This is a genomic window from Rhizobium sp. BK312, from assembly GCF_014193605.1.
Classification (GTDB): domain Bacteria; phylum Pseudomonadota; class Alphaproteobacteria; order Rhizobiales; family Rhizobiaceae; genus Rhizobium.
Genome location: NZ_JACHZP010000001.1, coordinates 237,899 through 257,583, shown reverse-complemented (window position 1 = coordinate 257,583; position 19,685 = coordinate 237,899). Strand labels below are relative to the sequence as shown.

Genomic DNA, 19,685 nt, shown 5'->3' with positions numbered 1-19,685 from the left:
CTTCAAACGCACATGGCAAGAGTACAGAGCGACGCGATCTCGCAAATCTGCTGGGTCGCGCCGATCGTATCGCCCGTATGGCCAGCCAATTTCTGACGGATATATCGCGTGGCCAGAAATGCCGCGACGCTTGTCGCAAGAAGGCAGCCAACCAGCGCCGGAACGCCCATGGCAGGACCGACGAGCACCGCAAGGCCAAGTGTCGCAAGCAGCGCCAGCTGCATGGCGTCGTCATCCGGCTTGCCCGCCGATGCCGCGATCCCATCCGGTTTGGCTGACGGCAGGGCGTACCAATGCCAGACCATGGCACCGCGGCTCAAGGTGGCCGCGGCGAGGATTGCGACCGCGGCGTCCTCAGGCGAGAGATGCCGGGCGATGGCGGCAAGTGCTGCCGCCCGCAATCCGAAGGACAGTATCAACGCTGCCGCCCCGTACGTCCCGATACGGCTATCCTTCATGATTTCGAGTGCGCGCTCGCGGTCCTTACCGCCACCCAATCCGTCTGCCGTGTCGCTGAGCCCGTCTTCATGGAGGGCGCCGGTCAGGAGCGTGTGCGCGGCAAGCGCCAGCAATGCGGCCATCAACGGATCGGCGTTGAGGGCAAGCAGCACGCTGAAGGTCAGTGCAGAGGGCAGGGCGATCAGCAGGCCGGCGACAGGAAAAGCGCGTGAAACACGCGAGAGCTTGCCGTCATCGCCTTCGAAAAAGGACGACGGCACGGGAATGCGGCTCAAGAAAGCGACGGAGCGCGCGATGTCACGCATATATTCCCGCATTTCTTCCTCTCCCCGCCATACGCGCGACAGCATCGGGCGCTTTTGGAGTTGTTCACGCCGATTCCCAGGACTAATAGAGTCGCACGCAAAGAACCCGATTTGAGACTAAAAGACAAGGAACGCATTCATGAGCGTCAGCGGCCTCCCATTCGACGATTTCCGCGCATTGCTGCGCGACCTTCCAGGCCCGGATGCCCGGGCGCTCGTGGCCGCGCGCGAACGTGATGCACAGCTCACCAAGCCGCCGGGCGCGCTTGGAAGACTAGAGGAAATCGCTTTCTGGCTGGCGGCCTGGACCGGTCGTCCGCCGGCCGTGACCCGGCCTCTGGTGGCGATCTTTGCCGGAAATCATGGTGTCACCAAGCAGGGGATCACCCCGTTTCCGCCTTCGGTGACGCAGCAGATGGTGGAGAATTTCGCGGCCGGCGGCGCAGCCATCAACCAGATCTGCGTTGCCTATGACCTCGGCCTCAAGGTCTTCGATCTCGCGCTCGAGTTCCCGACCGGGGATATCACCGAAGAACCGGCATTGAGCGAACGCGACTGCGCGGCCACCATGGCCTTCGGCATGGAAGCGATTGCCGGCGGCACGGATCTGCTCTGCATTGGCGAGATGGGCATCGGCAATACCACGATCGCCGCGGCCATTCATTACGCGCTCTATGGCGGCAAGGCTGAAGACTGGGTCGGTCCCGGTACGGGCTCGGAAGGTGAGATGCTGAAGCGCAAGATCGCTGCCGTCGAGAAGGCGGTCGCGCTTCATCGCGATCATCTCAACGATCCGCTGGAAATCCTGCGCCGCCTTGGCGGCCGCGAGATCGCCGCCATGGCCGGCGCCATCCTCGCCGCGCGCATGGAGCGTATCCCTGTTATCATCGACGGCTATGTCGCGACGGCCGCCGCCTCTATTCTCAAGGCTGCCAATCCCTCTGCCCTCGATCATTGCCTGATCGGGCATGTTTCGGCCGAGCCGGGTCATCTCCGTTCGATCGAAAAGCTCGGCAAGACGCCGCTTCTGGCGCTCGGCATGCGGCTTGGCGAAGGTACGGGGGCGGCATTGGCCGCCGGCATCGTCAAGGCTGCGGCAGCCTGCCATTCGGGCATGGCGACGTTCGAAAGCGCCGGGGTTACGAACAAGCACTGAAAAACCGAGCGGCGAAACGTTGAAATAAACGTTTCGCCGCTCAATTTCCTGTAGATGATCGGTTTTCCGTCATAAAACTGCAATGAATTTCGAGGCGGCGAGAGCTGTCGCCTTGCTTCGCCCACGGTGAGGCGGTATTCGCAAGGCATCCAGATTGCAACCGGGACAATACGGGCGGAGCGCGAATGGCGGAGTTTTCAAAATCAGCGGTCAATAAGGAGACCGGGATTCGGCACTTTTTCGCCGCTGCCGGCTATTCCTGGGGCGGATTTCAGCGGCTGTTGCAGGAATCGGCCTTTCGACAGGAGCTCCTTTTTGCCGGAGTGGGACTGATCCTGTTGATCGCCGTCGGCGCGACCATCGGTGAGATCGTCATCGCGATGGTCTTGTTCCTTGCCGTCTTCGCAGTCGAAGCCATGAATACGGCGGTGGAAGAGGTGATCGACCGGATCTCGCCGGAGATTTCCAACGTCGGCAAGCACGCCAAGGATCTCGGCTCCTTTGCCGTTCTCTGTATGCTGGTCGCGTCCGGTATCTACATGCTTTACGTCATCGGCAGCCATCTGCTGTTTCGCTAAAGCAATTCCAGGAAAAGTGCGTAGCGGTTTTCCGTCCGGAATTGCGGGACAACAAAGAGATAGAGCGGTTCAGAGATTCCACGAAAAGCTGAAGCGCTCTAACGATCAGCGTCCATGCTTCGTTTACGCGAAGCTCTTCTTGCGCCGCTCGGCGAGTGGCGCGTCCTCGACCGCCGGCAGGCTTTGCAGCACGCGCTTGGGCGGTAGGATGGCGATGACTTCCGTGCCTTCCCGCAGCTTGGATTTCAGCATGAACTGACCGTCATGCTTGGCGAGAATGGCCTGTACGATCGGCAGCCCGAGGCCGGTGCCCTGTTCGGCGCTCTTGATGGCGATAGAGCCCTGGCCGAAGGCCGACAGCACAATCGGGATCTCCTCTTCGGGGATGCCCGGACCGTTGTCCTTGATCGCGACATATTCGCCGCCACCGGCGGTCCAGCCGACCTTGACGCTGATTTCGCCGCCCTGCGGCGTGAATTTCACCGCATTCGACAGGAGGTTGAGGATCACCTGGCGCATCGATTTCTCGTCGGCCCAGACGGAGGGCAGCTGCGCTTCAAATTGCGATGAGATCGAAATGTTCTTGGCGCGGGCACGCAACTGCACCATGCCGATGCAATCCTCGGCAATATCGAGGAGAGAAATCGCTTCTTCGTTCAGCTCGTATTTGCCGGCCTCGATACGAGAGAGGTCGAGGATTTCGTTGATCAGGTTGAGCAGGTGCTGGCCGGATCGATGGATATCACTTGTGTATTCGCGATAGGTCGGATTGTTGAGCGGCCCCATGACCTCCGCCGACATGACTTCGGAAAAGCCAAGGATCGCATTCAGCGGCGTTCTAAGCTCGTGCGACATGGAAGCAAGAAAGCGCGATTTGGCGAGGTTTGCTTCTTCGGCACGCCTACGGGCCTCGTCGGACATCGATTTCGCGACTTCCAGTTCCGCGATCAGATCGTCCTTCTCCGATTGGAAAGAGAGAATCTTCAGGTTCGACTGATACATGCGGTTGGTGATGAAGCTGAAGAATATCACGGCAACCGAAATGGCTGCGGTGAGGGCGATATCGGAAGGCCTTCGCGTCAGGATGGCTGCCACGGTCAGCGCTACGGTCGCCGGCGCGAAGGAAAACGGAACAGCTCGTGGCAGCATGAAGCTGGACATGGCCGTAATGCAGATTGCCGCTAGCAGGGTCGTGCCCTTGTAAAAGGCGAAACTGTCGCCGCCGCAGGTCGCGCAATTTTGCATCGCAAAAAGCGCCCAACAGAAGCCGACGAGCAATTGCCCCAGCAAAAGCAGCTGCCGCCACTTTCTGGCGCTTTCGGCTGATATTTCCTGCTTCTTGGCGCGCCGTCCGATCAGCATGTTGATGGCATGCGCCGTGAGGATCGGAATGGTCCAGAAGAGAATGCCGGCATCACGCGTCAGGTAGACGCCGAGAACAGCAACCACGATGACGAAGATCGGCACGACGGCGGCACTCTGCCGCAAGGTGTCGATATGCATCATCATCAGTTCGCGGTCGAAATTGCGGCTATGGCCGCTTTGCAGGCGCTCGCGCGTTTGCCGCACGGCCTTCGACACAGCCCGGTTACGGTGACTGCGCGATCGGTCGACAATGTTTTTATCTGTCGATGTGCTGACGCCGGTGCTCATGGTTACATTGAAACTTAGCCTGCCTGAGGCTACACCCTAGCGTTTAAATCTTAAGAAGATGCTGCGCCGAAATGATTTGTTTGCCATCTTCGCCAAGGATTTGTTCTTAAAGGAGGCAACAACGTGATGCGGTCGGGCCGCCTGTTTCGTGACGGCGTGGTCACTTTCGCGCTGCTTGCCATTCTTGCATTATTCGCGTTGAAGATGAACAATCGACCGGAAATCATTCAAAACGGCAGCTTTTATGTCATTGATGGCGACACGCTTTCCGCCAGTGGCGAGCGCTTGAGACTGAAAGGGATCGATGCGCCCGAATATCGACAGCGCTGCCAACGCAATGGCGCGGATTGGGCCTGCGGCGAAGATGCACGCAAGGCGCTTGCCACAATGATTAAGACCGGAGCGCCCGAATGTCGGGGGCGGGAGAGGGATCGCTATGGTCGCCTGTTGGTGACATGTGTCGCCGGCGATGCCGATATCAACGCCGCGATGGTGCGCAGTGGCATGGCGGTTTCTTATGGCGGCTATGCAAGCGAGGAGCGGAGCGCACGGCAGGCGAAGGCTGGGCTTTGGGCCAGTGATTTCGAGAGGCCGAGCGACTATCGGCGCGAGGAGCGTATGGCCCATGACAACGATCCGATTGCCGGATGGCTCGGCTATTTGCGCCAGCTTGTCGGTTGGAGCGCTCCATGAAGCAGGAAAGCGAATTGCAAGTCCTGCGTTCGGCGATTGCGGCCTGCCGTCTCTGTCGGGATGCACCGGCAAAGGGCGAGGCGGATCGCCTGCCGCATGAGCCGCGTCCGGTTGCGACACTATCATCGACTGCACGAATACTCATCGCAGGGCAGGCGCCAGGATTGCGCGTTCACGAGAGCGGCGTGCCGTTCAACGATGCCTCCGGTGACCGTTTGCGTCAGTGGCTCGCTGTGGATCGCGAGAGTTTCTACAATCCGGATCATTTCGCCATAATGGGCATGGGCTTCTGCTTTCCGGGCTATGACAAGGCGGGAAGCGATCTGCCGCCGCGCAAGGAGTGCGCACCGTTATGGCGGCAGCGGGCGATGGATGCGATGCCGCAGATCGAATTGATCCTGACGATCGGTCAATATGCGCAGGCTTGGCATCTTGGAGCGAAGCGCATGGGTTCGATGACCGAGACGGTCGCTGAGTGGCGGCGTTATCTTCTAACCAACCGGTCGCCGTCCATCCTGCCATTGCCGCATCCGAGCTGGCGCAACAGCGGCTGGCTGAAACGTAACCCGTGGTTCGAGGCCGAGTTGCTTCCAGTATTACAACAACGTGTGAAAAGCCTGCTTTCTTGAGAAAAAGTTTCTTTTCTCTCGCTTAAAATGAGCTATAGAGAGAATATAATTCGAAGGGATGCTTTAATGGACCGTCTTGACCGCAAAATCCTGCGCCTGCTGCAGGAGGATTCCACTCTGGCCGTAGCCGATCTTGCCAAGAAGGTCGGTCTCTCGACGACGCCTTGCTGGCGCCGTATCCAGAAGATGGAAGAGGATGGCGTCATTCGCCGCCGCGTGGCCTTGCTCGATCCGGAAAAGGTCAACACCAAGGTCACGGTTTTCGTATCGATCCGCACCAACAGCCACTCGATCGAATGGCTGAAGCGCTTTTCGGAAGTGATCGCCGATTTCCCGGAAGTGGTCGAATTCTATCGCATGAGCGGCGATGTCGACTATTTGCTGCGCGTCGTCGTTCCGGATATCGCGGCTTATGACGCTTTCTACAAGCGCATGATCGCCAAGATCGAAATCCGCGACGTCTCCTCGGCCTTTGCGATGGAGCAGATCAAGTATTCGACGGAGCTGCCGCTCGATTACATGCTGCTGGAAAATGCCAAGTCCAACGAGGACTGACATAAACTGAGCGCCGCTCTGATGAGGCGCTCAGCAGCAGCTGTTGATTTCCCGGCAGCCTTTTACTTCTTGTCCAGGCGCGCGAGCAGCGAGGAGGTATCCCAGCGATTGCCTCCCATCGCCTGGACGTCGCCGTAGAACTGATCGACGAGGGCCGTGAGCGGCAGCTTGGCCTGATTGCGGCGGGCCTCCTCGAGCACGATGCCGAGATCCTTGCGCATCCAGTCGACCGCAAAGCCGAAATCATACTTGCCTGAATTCATGGTCTTGTGGCGGTTTTCCATTTGCCAGGAACCGGCGGCGCCCTTGGAAATGACCTCCACGACCTTTTCGATATCGAGGCCGGCCTGCTTGCCGAAATGGATGCCTTCGGCGAGTCCCTGGACGATGCCGGCAATGCAGATCTGGTTGATCATCTTGGTCAGCTGTCCCGCGCCGACAGACCCCATCAGCCCGACCATGCGGGCATAGGCGTCGATAACGGGACGAGCCTTCTCGAAGACGGCTTCGTCACCGCCGCACATGACGGTCAGCACGCCGTTTTCCGCGCCTGCCTGTCCGCCGGAAACAGGTGCGTCGATGAAGTCGACGCCTTTTTCCTTGGCGGCTGCGTAGAGTTCGCGGGCGACTTCGGCACTTGCGGTGGTGTTGTCGATAAGAATCGAACCAGCCTTCATGCTTGAAAGGACGCCGTGCTCGCCCGTCGTCACCGAGCGAAGGTCGTCGTCATTGCCGACGCAGGTGAAGGCGAAATCGGCGCCTGCAGCCGCTTCGGCCGGGGTAGGGGCAAACTTGCCGTCATACTGTTTGGCCCATGCTTCAGCTTTGGTAACGGTGCGGTTATAGACGGTGACATCATGCCCGCCCTTGACCTTCAAATGCCCGGCCATGGGGTAACCCATGACGCCCATGCCGATGAATGAGACCTTTGCCATTTCATAACTCCATGACCGAATTTGTTCCGCAGGCTTAGCCGAAAGGGCACGGAGACGAAAGACCGATTTGTCGGGCAACTTGTCACCATGGCACGCGACGTGAAATCTGATTTCAAATTTTTGCATTTATTGGAATGGAATTTCGTCATCGTCGTGAATCTTCATAATATTCTTTGTCGATATAATCTATGGATTTGCGATCTTTAAGCCATCGACAACGAGCCGGTGGCCGCGGAAGCGCCGAGGCCTCATGAAAAGGGATCTTCGATGATTTCGCGCAGACAGACACTCGGCCTTCTCGGTGCGACGGCGGTTGCCTTCGCTTTGCCTTCCGTTCGACAGTCACGTGCGGCCGCAGCGACGACGTTTCGGATCGGCTGGCAGAAGAACAGCGTATTGGCATTGGCAAAGCGTCAAGGGGCGTTGGAAAAGCGGCTTTCCGATCGCGGCATATCCGTCGAATGGTCGGAATTCACATCCGGCCCGCCGCTGCTGGAAGCTCTTGGCGCCGGTGCTCTCGATTTCGGTGCGACGGGCGATGTGCCGCCGCTGTTTGCGCAGGCTGCCAACGGCAATCTGCTGTATGTCGGCATTTACACCGGCAGCCCCGAAAGCTCCGCCATTCTCGTGCGCAAGGATTCGCCGATCCAGACGCTTGCCGATCTCAAGGGAAAGAAGGTTGCCTTCAAGCGCGGCTCCAGCGCCCACAACGTCGCCGTCAAGGCGCTTCGCAAAGGCGGGCTGACGATCAGCGATATCCAGCCGCTCGATCTCACGCCGCCGGATGCAGCCGCTGCGTTCAAGACCGGTGCGATCGATGCCTGGTCGATCTGGGATCCCTATCTCGCCATTGCAGAAGCCGATCCGGATACCCGCATCCTTGCGACTGCGCGGGGCATCGTCGATTCCTTCAGCTATTTCCTGGCCAACGGCGATTTCACCAAGGATAATCCCCAGGTGATTATCGACGTCATCGACGAACTGGCCAAGGTGGGGGCGGCGGCGCAATCGGATTTGGACGGCACCGTTAAGGCCATGTCCGAAATCACCGGCGTGCCGGCCGAGGTGACGCGGGTGGTGCTGACGCGCCCTGGTGCAAATCTTGGTGGCGTCTCTACCATTACGGATTCGGCGATCACCTATCAGCAGGGGCTGGCTGACGAGTTCTATAATCTTGGCATCGTTCCGAAGAAGCTCAACGTCACGGACATCGTCTGGCGACCAAAGGCGAGCTGAGGCTGACAAGACCCACGGATATCGTCTACGCCCCTAACACTACGGGCGCGGACTTTATGGGCAAAATATTTCGTCAAACGCCGACAATTAGAAAATCCATATTGTCGATGTAATCGATAGTCTATGCCATTATCCGGATCGAACATCGGGAGGTGGCTCCCGACCACGCGCATCCAGAAAGCAGGAAAGCTTCATGACCGCGAACGCAAAACCCATCGATTTTCTCTGGTTCATCCCGACCTCCGGTGACGGCACCTATCTGGGTACGGCCGATCTCAACCGCGGCCCGGAGATCGGCTATCTCCAGCAGATCGCGCAGGCAGTCGATCGGCTGGGTTATACGGGCGTGCTTTTGCCGACCGGCGTTTCCTGTGAAGAGTCCTTCGTGACGGCTGCAGCGCTCTCGGCGCATACGCAGAAGCTGAAGTTTCTGGTCGCTATCCGCCCGGGTACGGCCTCGCCCGCCTATTACGCCCGTCTCGCCTCGACGCTTGATCGCGTTTCGAACGGCCGCGTGTTGCTCAACATCGTCGTTGGCGGCAGCCCGGCAGAGCTCGCCGGTGACGGCATTCATCTGGAACACGATGAGCGCTACGCCCATGCCGATGAATTCTTCCATGTCTGGGAGGAGCTGTTGGAGACGGGATCGTCCACCTTCGAAGGCAAATATATCAAGGCGACGAATGCACGGCTCGGCCTGCCGCCGGTGCAGGCACCGCGCCCGCCGCTCTATTTTGGCGGATCTTCGGATGCGGGTATCGAATTCTCGGTTGGTCGCGTCGACAAGTATCTGACATGGGGCGAGCCGCCGGCGCAGGTCGGCGAGAAAATTGCAAAGGTGCGGGCAGCCGCTGCCAAGCGTGGACGCGAGGTCAGCTTCGGCATTCGCCTTCACTTCATCGTTCGCGAGACGGACGAAGAGGCATGGGCTGCGGCCGATAAGCTGATTTCGAAGCTCGACGACGAGACAATCCGCGAAGCGCAGGAGCAATTCGTCAACCAGTCCGACTCCGTCGGGCAGAAGCGCATGGCGGCGCTGCATGGTGGCCGCCGCGACAAGCTCGAAGTGTCGCCGAATCTCTGGGCCGGCGTCGGCCTAGTCCGTGCTGGCGCTGGTACGGCACTTGTGGGATCGCCGAAGACGGTCGCTGCAAGGCTGCGGGAATATCAGGAGCTCGGCATCGAAACTGTGATCGGCTCGGGCTATCCGCATCTGGAGGAAGCTTATCGTGTGGCCGAACTGCTCTTCCCCGAGCTGGGATTGAAGCGCGACGAGCAGCGTGCCGGGTTCCGTAACGAATTCGGCGCCAAGCAGATTTTCGCGGGCGGCAGTCATGGCGGCAATCTCAAGGTCGTTTCCGGCTCGTAACGCCAGATCAAAAGGAGATCCCCATGTCGGCATTCGACACGTCCTTCGTCCGCGTGGCCTCGGAACGGCGCGCACGCCAGGCCGGGGTCGCGCGGCAAGGTATTTCGTTCCAGAGGTTTCTGCCGTTCCTGCTGCCGGTTGTCGTCATCGCGGCATGGCAGCTGGGCTCGTCGCTTGGATGGATCTCTACCCGTATCATGCCGTCGCCGGCGGCCGTCGTGGTCGCCTTCTGGCAGACCACGATTTCGGGCCAACTCCCAAACAATATCTTGGTCAGCGCCGGCCGCGCCTTTGCCGGCCTGTTGGTTGGCGGCTCGATCGGCTTTCTGCTTGGCATCGCCAACGGCGTGTCGCGGCTGTCGGAACAGCTGACCGATACGACGCTGCAGATGCTGCGAACCATTCCGCATCTCGCCATGGTACCGCTCGTCATTCTCTGGTTCGGGATCGGCGAGGAATCCAAGCTGTTCCTGACCGCGCTCGGTGTGCTCTTCCCGATCTATCTCAACACCTATCATGGCGTGCGCAATGTCGATCGCGGGCTGATCGAGATGGGACGGGTCTACGGCATGAGCAACTGGACGCTGTTCCGGAAGGTCATCTTCCCCGGCGCACTTCCGTCCATTCTCGTCGGCTTGCGGTTTGCTCTCGGCATCATGTGGCTGACGCTCATTGTTGCCGAATCGATCGCGGCATCGTCGGGCATTGGCTACATGGCCAACAATGCCCGCGAGTTCGGCATGACTGATGTCGTGGTGCTGACGCTCGTCATCTACGCCATTCTCGGCAAGCTTGCCGATGTCGTCGCACGGGCGATCGAGCGCAGGGCTTTGCGCTGGAATCCGGCCTATCGGAATTGAGGAGCTTCCCATGAGCGTCAACACACTCGATCGCGCACGGGCAGAGGCCGCAGATATCACGCCGCAAGTTGCGGGTGCTGCGGCTATCCACATCAAGGGTCTGGAGAAGAGTTTCGGCAACAACCGCGTCCTGCGCGGCATCGATCTCGATATTCCCGCTGGTCAGTTCGTCGCCGTCATCGGCAAGAGCGGGTGCGGCAAGAGCACACTGCTGCGCATCCTGATGGGGCTGGAAGAGCCGAGTGCAGGCCATCTTCGCTTTGAAGCGGTCGATGGTGGTGACACACAGCCCAATACACGCATCGTCTTTCAGGAGCCGCGGTTGCTGCCCTGGCTTTCCGTCGCGGACAATGTGGCGGTGGGCTTGGGCGAGGGCGTGCCGCAAAACGTATCGAAGAAGGAAACGGCTTCGGTTCTCTCCGAGGTACAGCTTGCCGAGAAGGTAGATGAATGGCCATCCAGCCTTTCCGGTGGACAGAGGCAGCGCGTGGCGCTGGCCCGCGCGCTCGTCAGCAAACCCGGTATCCTCGCGCTTGATGAGCCGCTCGGTGCGTTGGATGCTTTGACCCGCATCAGCATGCAGGAGCTGCTGAACCGCGTTTGGCGCGAGCTCGGCTTTACCGCCGTGCTCGTGACGCACGATGTCAGCGAAGCCGTGCACCTGGCCGATCGGGTTGTTGTGCTGGACGAGGGCCGGATCGTGCTCGATCTCGACATTCCCTATCCGCATCCCCGCCGTCACGGCAATCCGGCGCTCGCAGAGCTCGAAGGGCAGCTGCTGGGGGCAATTCTCGGTGACGCGCGGGCTTAATTCGGCCTGCTATCGTCTCCCTCGACATAGAGCTTGAGGTTATCGAAGCCGATTTCCGTACCCATGAGGCGCGAGCCGTTGTCGCTGTAGCCGTCGAGGAACACGACCTGTTCGACGAAGGTCATTTTCGTGCCGCCGGGCTCGGGGGCGAAGCTGACCGTTGCCAGCGATACGGAGATTCTGACGTCGTCGAGCATCATGTCGAAGGCATAAATGAAGCGCTCGTTTTGGACGACGTCGATATATCGCGCCTGATAGGCATGAATGACGCCCTCGGTTGAGGCGACGCGACTGCTTTCGCTGCCGCCGGCACGAAAATCGAGCTGGAACTCCAGCTGCTTCCAATCATCATGACAGGCGAACCATTGCCGTTTCTGCTCCGGTATTGCCCATGCCTCGAAGACTTTCGGCAGAGGCGCCTTGAAATGACGCTCTATGGTGATCGTCGTATGGTCTGTCGATCTTATGCTCATTTGTCTGTCGTCTCCGTCGATGTATCAGCAAGAAAGAGATCGAGCCGGTCGAAGGTCTGGTTCCAGGATGCCTTGCGGTCGGCGATCCAGCGCTCGACGGCTGCCAGCGCTTCCTTGCGCAGATGATAGGTGCGCACTCGTCCGGCCTTTTCCGACAGCACCAGTCCGCTCGTTTCCAGCACCTGCAGATGTTTCATCACGGTCGGCAGCGCCATATCGAGCGGCTGCGCCAGTTCCGTGACGGAGGCCGGTCCACGCCCGAGCCTGTCGATCATGCCGCGGCGGCTTTGATCGGACAGGGCCTGGAACATGCGGTCGAGCGCCAGCGGTTCTTCAAGCATTCGGCTTTTCCGGCCGGAACTGCGCCGGCAGTTTGTCACTATAAGGGTACATATGGAAATAGGGCATTGCTTCCTGCAGGACGCGGGCGAAGGAAGGACGCTCGATAAGGCGCCGATAATATGCCTTCAGCCGATCATGCTCTTCGCCAAAGGGAACGAGCGTTTCAGCGTAGAACAGGGCTGGCGCAGCGGCGCAATCGGCCATGGTCAGGCTGTTGCCGGTGATCCAGATCTTTCCGTCCAGCTGCTTTTCGATCATGCCATAAGCCGTGCGCAGCAAGGTCTCGGCTTCGGCGACGCTTTGTGGGCGCTTGTCCTTTTCTGCCCGGCGCACGTCCGCGACGATCGCTTGCATCGGCTCCTGCACATAGAGATCGAAAAAGCGATCCCAGAGCCGGACGCACAGGGCATCCGAAAGTTCGGTCGGCAACAGTTGCGTTGCGCCGGGATAATGCCGGTCGAGATATTCGATGATGATGCTGGTCTCGGGAACGGTGCTGTCGAGGGCTTCGTCGCGAAGCACCGGAAATTTTGCGAGCGGCCAGAGGCGCACCAGCGCAGCGCGCGATTCCGCATTGCCGAGATCGATGATGCGGCTTTCGAACGGCGTCCCGTTTTCATAGAGCGCCATCAACACCTTGTGACAAAAGGAGGCGAGGGGATGCTGGTAAAGAATAAGGGACATGCGACAACTTTCCAAGATCAAGATTCGAGCTGATACTTATCTGAATGGCTAAGTATCAGCTCGCTGGTCGCCGCGCAAGGAAATAGTTATCAAAATGGATAACTATTTCCGATGGGATGTATTTTGCCTCAATCGGCGAGACGACGGGCAATGACCATATGACCCGGGGTCGGCTGGCCATCTTCCATACGGACGTTGATGTCGGTGATTTCAACGAGTTCGAAGCCGGTCGCAGTCAGCCTTTCGCGCACATAGGCTTCGGAATGGGCAAAGCGCTGGTGAGGGCCGACTATATAGGGGCGTCCGGCCATGGTCGCCTCAGGCAGGGTCTCCGAAGAGAAGATGAAGAGGCCGCCCGGTGTCATGTTTTCGGCGGCGCCGAAGAAGAGGGGTTCCAGCGCGCCGAGATAGGGCAGGACATCAGTCGCGGTGATCAGATCGAAGGCTTCCTCGTCATTGTCGTCGAGAAAATCCTCGACCTCGGCAACGAAGAGCGTTTCGTAAATATCCTTTTCATGGGCGACTTCGACCATGTTTTCGGAAATGTCGATGCCAGTGATATCCTCGGCGATATCGCGCAGCGTGCCGCCGGTGAGGCCAGTACCGCAGCCGAGGTCGAGCATACGCTTGAAGGGACCGAGGCCGAGAGCCTGCAGACGCTGGCGCACGAGAACCGGGACGTGGTAGCCGAGCTGCTCCACCAGCACATCCTCGAAAACCTCGGCATGCTGGTCGAACAGGGTTTCGACATAGGCGTCCGGCGCCTTGGCCGGCGTCTCGCCGCGTCCCATCGAGGCGATGCGCACGGCTGCTCCACCATGGTCTTCCGGATCGAGAGCCAGCACCTTCTCATAGGCCTGAACCGCAGCGTCGATATCGCCCGCCTTCTCCAGTGCCAATGCCTGGTTATAGGCTTCCGCAAGCGCGTCTTCGTCGATCTTCTTCTTTGCCATGAGTGACAGCCCTTCCATTCGTCACGCAGGCATTAAGGCGCTTGATCGGCTTTTGCAATGCTTGCCGTGTCGCCCAGCGTGCGCACTGGTGATGCCGAAGACCCGATGCGGCTAATGCAGGATGAATTCGCCCTTCACGGCTCGCCATTCGGTCGCTGAAATCAGCTTGCGATGGACATAGCGCACGGAATGCAGCGGGCCATCCAGCGTTTCCTGCCAGAATTTCAGGAAGCCGCGCATTTCCGGGAAGTTCGGGGCGAGATCATAATCCTGCCAGATATAGGTCTGCAGGAATTGCGGATGATCGGGCAGGCGGTAGAAGATCTGCGCCGTCGTCAACCCATAACCCTGCAACTGCTTTTGCATGTCGTTATGCATGAGCTTTCTCTTTCCGTTCCCATTCTTGTTCGTGACTCATGGTCACTCAAATATGGAAACAACAGATGGTAAACTCAAGCTTTAGAAAAATGTCATGATGGAAATTTATTCACAGAAATCAATGTATTAGCAGCGACTGCATGGGAGTGCTGCCAAGGCTGCGCCCAGATGCCGCCTTGGCAGGATCAGCGCTTGAGGTGCCGTGTCAGCCCGCCTTCCATCCGCGCCCAGCCGTTTCGCATGAGTTCGACAATCACGAGATAGAAGATCGCAGCCCAGAGATAGATCTGGTAGTCGTAGGTCCGCGAGAAGGCGTAGCGTGTTTCGCCCATCAGGTCGAAGACCGTAATAATGGAGACGGTTGCCGAACTCTTGATCAGCAGGATGATCTCGTTGCCATAGGGGCGCAGCGCCACGATGAGCGCTTGTGGAATGATGATCTTGCGGAAGGCGATCCAGGTATGGATACCAAGGGCGCTGGCCGCTTCCCGCTGACCCTTTGGCACGCTCTGAATGGCGCCCCGGACGATTTCCGTCTGATAAGCCGCCGTATTCAGCGTCATGGCGAAAACGCCGCAATAGAAGGGGTCCTTGAAGAACCACCAGAGGCCGATATCCTCGAAGAACCAGCGAAAGCTCGGGAAACCGTAATAGACCATGAAAATCTGCGCCAGCAGCGGCGTGCCGCGGAACAGATAGACATAGCAATAGGTCAGCGTGCTCAGGATCTTGTTGCTCGACATACGGGCAAAGGCCAGCGGTATCGAGAGAATCGCGCCGAGGATAAAGGATGTAGCGACCAGCTTGACCGTGATCCAGAGACCGTGAAGCAGCCGCGGCCCATAGGTTTCGAGCTTGTCAACATCCCACCCGCTTATAATCATTGCCAGCAGCGAAATACCGAGAATGGCCCAGAGGGTCAGAAAAAAATAACCGGCGATGCGCGCCTTGGACAGCTTCGTGACCGTCTTAGGCGGTGCCGGCTGCGCGGCGATCAGAACTTCGGCATGGCTCATCGATGGACCTCCGCGCGTTTAGCCCATCGATCGAGATAGAAGAGGCCGACGGAAGAGATGACGGCCAGTGTCAGATAAAACAGGCAGGCGATGGAATAGAAGGTGAAGGGCGCCTTGGTGGCGCGGACGGCAATCCCCGTCTGCCTGATGATATCGGCAAGGCCGATGATGGACACGTAAGACGTATCCTTCAGCAGGTTCATCCAGAGGTTCCCGAGATTTGGCAGGGAAATACGCACGAGTTGCGGCACGATGATAAGCCGCATGGTTCGCGCCCGATGAAATCCAAGTGCATCGCCTGCCTCATATTGACCTTTGGGAATGGCTTTGAAGGCAGAGAGGAGGACTTCCGAACAATAGGCGGAAAAGACGATTGCCAGCGCCACCATGCCGGCCGCGAAGGCGTTGATCTCAACGGGTCCGTCATAACCGAATTTGGCGAGCACGGACTGCAAGAGGATCTGCATGCCATAGTAGATGATGAAGAGCGTCAGCAGCTCCGGCAGGCCGCGGAAAATCGTCGTGAAGACACCAGCGGCGAGCCTCAGCGATTTCTCTTCCGATTGCTGCGCGAGCGCGACGAAGAAGCCGATGACGATGCCAAGCGGCAGCGTCAAGACCGAGACGGCGATGGTGATCTTCAAGCCACCGGCCAGCTCGTCGCCCCATCCCGTGTCGCCACAGGCGAGCATCGTATTTTGGCCGAACAGAGTGAATAGTCCGGCCGGACCACACAATGGGTCAAAAATCGTACTCAACCAGGTCCACAAGGAACCAAGGGCGGAAAACAATCCGCTCATGCCATATTTCCCCTAGCGGCTTTTGCCGCGTTTCTGCTTATATTCATCTCGTTGTCAAACAAAAACGGCGGAAGGGCAAGCTTCCGCCGTCGTCTTTTCCCAGGGAATCGACGGGCGATCAATCGCCGTAGACGTCGAAATCGAAATACTTGTCCTGGATCTTCTTGTAGGTGCCGTCAGCGCGGATCGCAGCGATCGCGGCGTTCAGCTTGTCTTTAAGGGCCGCATCGCCCTTGCGGATGGCGATACCCGCACCGACGCCGTTGATGACCGGGTCGCTTTTCAGCGTACCGAGCATCTTGCAGCAGTTGCCTGCATCGGACTTCACCCATTCGGACAACACGACGACGTCGTCGATGGCGGCATCGATACGGCCGTTGCTGAGGTCGAGCTTGTATTCGTCAGCCGACGGATAGAGCTTGAGCTCGGCATCCTTCAGGTGGGCGGACGCATAGTTGGCATGTGTCGTGGAGGACTGTGCGCCGATCGTCTTGCCCTTCAGGGCTTCGTCGGTCGCTTCCTTGAGAGTGGAGTCCTTCGGAATGGCGATTGCCGGTGGCGTGTTGTAAATCTTGTTGGTGAAGTCGACGATCTTCTCGCGCTCGGGCGTGATCGACATGGACGAGATGATCGCGTCGAACTTCTTGGCCTGCAGGGCGGGAATGATGCCGTCGAAATCCTGGTTCACGAAGGTGCACTTGACCTTCATGTGATCGCAAAGCGCATTGGTTATATCGATGTCGAAGCCGGTGAACTTGCCGCCGGCGTCAAGCGATTCGAAAGGCGGGTAGGTCGCGTCCGTGCCGAAGACGATCGTGTCGCCATCGGCAAGCGCCGCACCGGCGACAAGCGACATTGCGGCGAAGGACGCGGCGGCAATAAGACGAGTGGAGATGCGCATATTGACCCTCTCTGTTGGTGGCCGGCAGCCCATTATTGTTTTTGGCAGACGGCTCGAGTGGAGCGGGCTGGTGGCCCGCCTCGCGGCGATATTCGTACTTTTTTTTGGGAAAATGCAACTGGAATTACAAAGGCAATCTGCCTTTGCGCAATGCCGCCGTAATGCACGCGCTACACAGGCAAATCTGAATGTAAGCCATCCATTGCGTTCAGGCAGGGTTAATTACGGCAACCTAATAGTGCGGGAACATATAGCGGCTTGCCGCGATTCAGCCTCATGAGAACCGAAAATTGGCCGGGTTCCTGAGGCAATCGCCTTGCCGCTCAGATTCGCAATTCGGCGGACAAAGATCATAAGAGGAGACCCCTATGGGAAAGCGATCCAGACTATTTGCCAGCGCCGCGTTTCCGCTGCTTTCGCTATCGCTCGCCTTCGAGCCGGTAGCAGCCGCGGCCCTTCGTGAACAGCCAATCGTACCGCTGAACAACGGCATCGCCGGCGCAGCCGCGACCGCCGCAGATACAAGTTTCGAGGTGGCGCAGCAGGAGGCGCCGGCAGCTCAGCCCGATGAAGAGCAGCTCAAGCACAAGAAGCCTGCCGAAGGCGGGGAGGGCCAGAAGCATCAGGGTGGTGGCGAGCAGCAGCACCAGATGAAGCAGGCTGAGCCCGAGGGTGAGCCGCAGCAGAAGGCGCCGAAGCAGCAACAGCCGGAAGCGCAGCCGCCGAAGGCCGAGCATCAGCAGCCCGCGGAGCAGGGGCAGCCGAAGCCGCAGAAGCAGCAGCCGGCCGCAGAGGCGCCGCCTGAGCCTCCGAAGAAGCAACGTCAGCAACCCGCCGAAGAGCCTCAGGCACAGCCCGAAGCCAAACCGCAGCCTAAGGCTGTCGCTCCCCAGGCAGAGCCGGAAGCACCGCAGCCGAAGCCGAAGGTCAAGCAGCCCGAAGCCAAGCAGCCTGTGGAGCAAGAGCAACCGAAGCCGCAAAAGCAGCAGCCGGCCGAAGCGCCGCAGCCGAAGGTAGAGCAGCAGCCTGCTACGGAAGCGCAGCCGGAGGCCAAGCCGGAGCCGAAGGTCAAGCCTGGTTCGAAGGGGCAGCAGCCGGCTCCGGGCGAAAAGCAGGCTCCCGTCGCGGGCGAACAGCCGAATCAGGGGGCCCAGCCTGGAAAGCAGGCGCAGCCCGAACAGAACGCTCAACCCAAGCTGCAAGGTCAGACCGAGGCTCCGGCAAAGCAGCCCACCGAGCAGCAGCCGGCACCGGCCGGTGAACCTGCTCAGGGACATAAGGTACAGCCGGGAACGCAGCCTCAGACGCAGGCACAGCCCGGAACGCCTGCGACCCCTGGCGCTGAGCAGGGGCAGAAGCAGGGTGGGGACAAGACCCACGGCAAACAGCCGCAGAACCAGCAACAAGGCGAGCAGCCCGCCGCCAATCCGCAGCAGCCGGCCCAGCAGGGCACGCCGCAAGGACAGCCAGCACAGGCTGGCAACCCGGCAACGCCGCAGCCTGGGAAGCAGCAACCGGCCAATGGCGCCGCGACGCCGGCTCAAGCTGGTGCAGCGGCTCCCGCCGCCAACGGCAATGGCCAGCAGGCTGGCGAAATCCAGCTGCCTCCCGCCGAGCAGGTCTCGCCGCAGGAACTGGAGCGCCGTAAGAAGATCGCGGAGAATCCCGCCTCCGCCAATGGTCCCGTTATCCTGCCCGTCGAAAACGGAAGCGCGGTTCTGGACAGCCAGAAGGATGCGGTTCGTCGTGGTGAGCATCTAAACAATGGGCAGAATCCCGCTGCCCCAGGCGCCCAGGGTGGTCGCGGACAGGCGGGTCAGGCTTCGCAGAGCGGGCAGGCCCAGACCGCCCCGGCCCAGCAGCCGCCACCGGCTTACACCAAGCCGCCGACTTCCGATGCCGAGGCCCAGCGCGCGGCAGCCGGCGGCCAACCGCAACCTCCGGTCAAGATGGAAGCCGTAACCAGCGAGCAGGGTCGTCGCATCGACCGCCGGCCGGACTTCGCCGCGCCACAGGGAACGACGGTGCAGACCATCATCAATCAGGACAACCGGACCATCGTCAACGTCGACAACACCTATGTCGTTCGTCACGATGATAGCGAGCGCTTCATTCGAGGCGGTGAGCGGCCGGTCTACGAACAACTGCCGCGTGACCGCTACCGCGAGACGATCGATCAGCCCGACGGCGATCGCGTCATCACGATCCGCAACCGCTACGGCGACATAATCCAGCGCTCGCGCATCGATGCAAGCGGCCGCGAATATGTGTTGTTCTACTCGCCGGAACTGGAAAATCGTCCTGACAATGACGACTACTACCGCGATCCGGGTGAAGATCTGCCGCCGATGCGACTGCTCATTCCGTTGAGCCAATACATCATCGACACGGCATCGAACCGCAATGCCGACTACTACGACTTCCTGCGTGAGCCGCCGGTCGAGCCGGTCGAGCGTATCTATTCGGTCAACGAAGTCCGCTATTCGGCTCGTATCCGCGACAAGATCCGCCGTATCGACCTCGACACGATCACCTTCGCGACGGGCAGCGCCGAGATTCCGATGTCGCAGGCGAGCACCCTTCGCGGTGTCGCCGATGGCATGTTGAAGATCATCAAGCGCGATCCGACAGAAACCTTCCTGATCGAGGGCCATACGGATGCGGTGGGTTCGGCCCAAAGCAATCTGATCCTGTCGGACCAACGCGCGGAATCGGTCGCCAACGTGCTGACGGATGTCTACGGCATTCCTGCCGAAAACCTGGTCACCCAGGGCTATGGCGAGCAGTATCTCAAGGTGAATACGCTCGGCCCGTCGCAGGAAAACCGCCGCGTCACCATTCGCCGCATTACGCCGCTGGTGCGCCCGGTCGCATCGAACCGGTAAGGGATCAGCTTGTA

General features: G+C 59.6%; 21 protein-coding genes. 10 read left to right on the top strand and 11 right to left on the bottom strand.

Features of this window, described 5'->3' with window-relative positions; translation table 11 throughout:
• Window positions 1-2: 2 nt before the first annotated feature.
• Window positions 3-776 (bottom strand): adenosylcobinamide-GDP ribazoletransferase, encoded by a 774-nt coding sequence (locus tag FHT85_RS01240; protein WP_112411862.1) that lies wholly within the window; start codon window positions 774-776, stop codon window positions 3-5.
• A gap of 127 nt (window positions 777-903) precedes the next feature.
• Here FHT85_RS01240 and cobT point away from each other — a divergent pair, with 127 nt between their 5' ends.
• Window positions 904-1,920: a nicotinate-nucleotide--dimethylbenzimidazole phosphoribosyltransferase gene (gene cobT / locus FHT85_RS01235; protein WP_112411863.1), complete on the top strand. Its 1,017-nt coding sequence runs from the start codon at window positions 904-906 to the stop codon at window positions 1,918-1,920.
• 185 nt (window positions 1,921-2,105) lie between these two features.
• Window positions 2,106-2,498: a diacylglycerol kinase gene (locus FHT85_RS01230; protein WP_015340155.1), complete on the top strand. Its 393-nt coding sequence runs from the start codon at window positions 2,106-2,108 to the stop codon at window positions 2,496-2,498.
• 123 nt (window positions 2,499-2,621) lie between these two features.
• On the opposite strand, the gene FHT85_RS01225 is transcribed toward FHT85_RS01230, so the two are convergent.
• On the bottom strand, window positions 2,622-4,151 hold the full coding sequence (locus tag FHT85_RS01225; protein WP_112411864.1) for a sensor histidine kinase: 1,530 nt from the start codon (window positions 4,149-4,151) through the stop codon (window positions 2,622-2,624).
• 123 nt (window positions 4,152-4,274) lie between these two features.
• On the opposite strand from FHT85_RS01225, the gene FHT85_RS01220 reads away from it, so the two are divergent.
• The 3 genes from FHT85_RS01220 (at window position 4,275) to FHT85_RS01210 (ending at window position 6,028) form a co-directional block, all read left to right on the top strand.
• Complete coding sequence (locus tag FHT85_RS01220; protein WP_112411865.1) at window positions 4,275-4,844, top strand: thermonuclease family protein; 570 nt, start codon at window positions 4,275-4,277, stop codon at window positions 4,842-4,844.
• Window positions 4,841-5,473, top strand: coding sequence for a uracil-DNA glycosylase family protein (locus FHT85_RS01215; RefSeq protein WP_112411866.1), 633 nt, complete (start codon window positions 4,841-4,843; stop codon window positions 5,471-5,473). The genes FHT85_RS01220 and FHT85_RS01215 overlap by 4 nt, the downstream gene beginning before the upstream one ends.
• Before the next feature lie 66 nt (window positions 5,474-5,539).
• The gene (locus FHT85_RS01210; RefSeq protein ID WP_069613098.1) at window positions 5,540-6,028 is read left to right on the top strand and encodes an Lrp/AsnC family transcriptional regulator; all 489 of its coding nucleotides are present in this window, start codon (window positions 5,540-5,542) and stop codon (window positions 6,026-6,028) included.
• Window positions 6,029-6,090: 62 nt separating this feature from the next.
• Here the strand turns inward: FHT85_RS01210 and FHT85_RS01205 are convergent, their stop codons facing one another.
• Window positions 6,091-7,089, bottom strand: a complete 999-nt coding sequence (locus FHT85_RS01205) for an NAD(P)-dependent oxidoreductase (RefSeq protein ID WP_281412903.1) — start codon at window positions 7,087-7,089, stop codon at window positions 6,091-6,093.
• 141 nt (window positions 7,090-7,230) lie between these two features.
• Between FHT85_RS01205 and FHT85_RS01200 the strand changes: the two genes are divergently transcribed.
• The 4 genes from FHT85_RS01200 (at window position 7,231) to FHT85_RS01185 (ending at window position 11,239) form a co-directional block, all read left to right on the top strand.
• Window positions 7,231-8,199, top strand: coding sequence for an aliphatic sulfonate ABC transporter substrate-binding protein (locus FHT85_RS01200; RefSeq protein WP_112411868.1), 969 nt, complete (start codon window positions 7,231-7,233; stop codon window positions 8,197-8,199).
• Window positions 8,200-8,392: 193 nt separating this feature from the next.
• Window positions 8,393-9,568, top strand: coding sequence for an FMNH2-dependent alkanesulfonate monooxygenase (ssuD, locus tag FHT85_RS01195; RefSeq protein ID WP_112411869.1), 1,176 nt, complete (start codon window positions 8,393-8,395; stop codon window positions 9,566-9,568).
• 23 nt (window positions 9,569-9,591) lie between these two features.
• Window positions 9,592-10,428 (top strand): aliphatic sulfonate ABC transporter permease SsuC, encoded by an 837-nt coding sequence (ssuC, locus tag FHT85_RS01190; RefSeq protein WP_112334667.1) that lies wholly within the window; start codon window positions 9,592-9,594, stop codon window positions 10,426-10,428.
• Between the two features lie 10 nt (window positions 10,429-10,438).
• Window positions 10,439-11,239, top strand: a complete 801-nt coding sequence (locus FHT85_RS01185) for an ABC transporter ATP-binding protein (protein ID WP_112334668.1) — start codon at window positions 10,439-10,441, stop codon at window positions 11,237-11,239.
• Here the strand turns inward: FHT85_RS01185 and FHT85_RS01180 are convergent.
• The 8 genes from FHT85_RS01180 to FHT85_RS01145 form a co-directional block, all read right to left on the bottom strand.
• Window positions 11,236-11,712 carry an SRPBCC family protein gene (locus FHT85_RS01180; protein WP_112411870.1) on the bottom strand — a complete coding sequence of 159 codons (477 nt, stop codon included), beginning with the start codon at window positions 11,710-11,712 and terminating at the stop codon, window positions 11,236-11,238. The genes FHT85_RS01185 and FHT85_RS01180 overlap by 4 nt on opposite strands.
• Window positions 11,709-12,053: an ArsR/SmtB family transcription factor gene (locus FHT85_RS01175; RefSeq protein WP_112334670.1), complete on the bottom strand. Its 345-nt coding sequence runs from the start codon at window positions 12,051-12,053 to the stop codon at window positions 11,709-11,711. Before FHT85_RS01175 ends, FHT85_RS01180 begins: the two co-directional genes overlap by 4 nt.
• The gene (locus tag FHT85_RS01170; protein WP_112411871.1) at window positions 12,046-12,738 is read right to left on the bottom strand and encodes a glutathione S-transferase family protein; all 693 of its coding nucleotides are present in this window, start codon (window positions 12,736-12,738) and stop codon (window positions 12,046-12,048) included. The genes FHT85_RS01175 and FHT85_RS01170 overlap by 8 nt, the downstream gene beginning before the upstream one ends.
• Before the next feature lie 128 nt (window positions 12,739-12,866).
• On the bottom strand, window positions 12,867-13,691 hold the full coding sequence (locus FHT85_RS01165) for a methyltransferase domain-containing protein (protein ID WP_112411872.1): 825 nt from the start codon (window positions 13,689-13,691) through the stop codon (window positions 12,867-12,869).
• A 111-nt stretch (window positions 13,692-13,802) separates the two neighbouring features.
• Window positions 13,803-14,069: an usg protein gene (locus FHT85_RS01160; protein ID WP_112334673.1), complete on the bottom strand. Its 267-nt coding sequence runs from the start codon at window positions 14,067-14,069 to the stop codon at window positions 13,803-13,805.
• Between the two features lie 185 nt (window positions 14,070-14,254).
• The gene (locus tag FHT85_RS01155; protein WP_112334674.1) at window positions 14,255-15,085 is read right to left on the bottom strand and encodes an ABC transporter permease; all 831 of its coding nucleotides are present in this window, start codon (window positions 15,083-15,085) and stop codon (window positions 14,255-14,257) included.
• Window positions 15,082-15,885: an ABC transporter permease gene (locus FHT85_RS01150; protein ID WP_015340139.1), complete on the bottom strand. Its 804-nt coding sequence runs from the start codon at window positions 15,883-15,885 to the stop codon at window positions 15,082-15,084. The genes FHT85_RS01155 and FHT85_RS01150 overlap by 4 nt, the downstream gene beginning before the upstream one ends.
• Before the next feature lie 118 nt (window positions 15,886-16,003).
• Window positions 16,004-16,786, bottom strand: coding sequence for a lysine/arginine/ornithine ABC transporter substrate-binding protein (locus FHT85_RS01145; protein WP_015340138.1), 783 nt, complete (start codon window positions 16,784-16,786; stop codon window positions 16,004-16,006).
• A gap of 368 nt (window positions 16,787-17,154) precedes the next feature.
• On the opposite strand from FHT85_RS01145, the gene FHT85_RS01140 reads away from it, so the two are divergent.
• Entirely contained in the window at window positions 17,155-19,671 is a 2,517-nt protein-coding gene (locus FHT85_RS01140; RefSeq protein WP_112411873.1) for an OmpA family protein, read from the top strand.
• The last annotated feature ends 14 nt before the right edge of the window (window positions 19,672-19,685 follow it).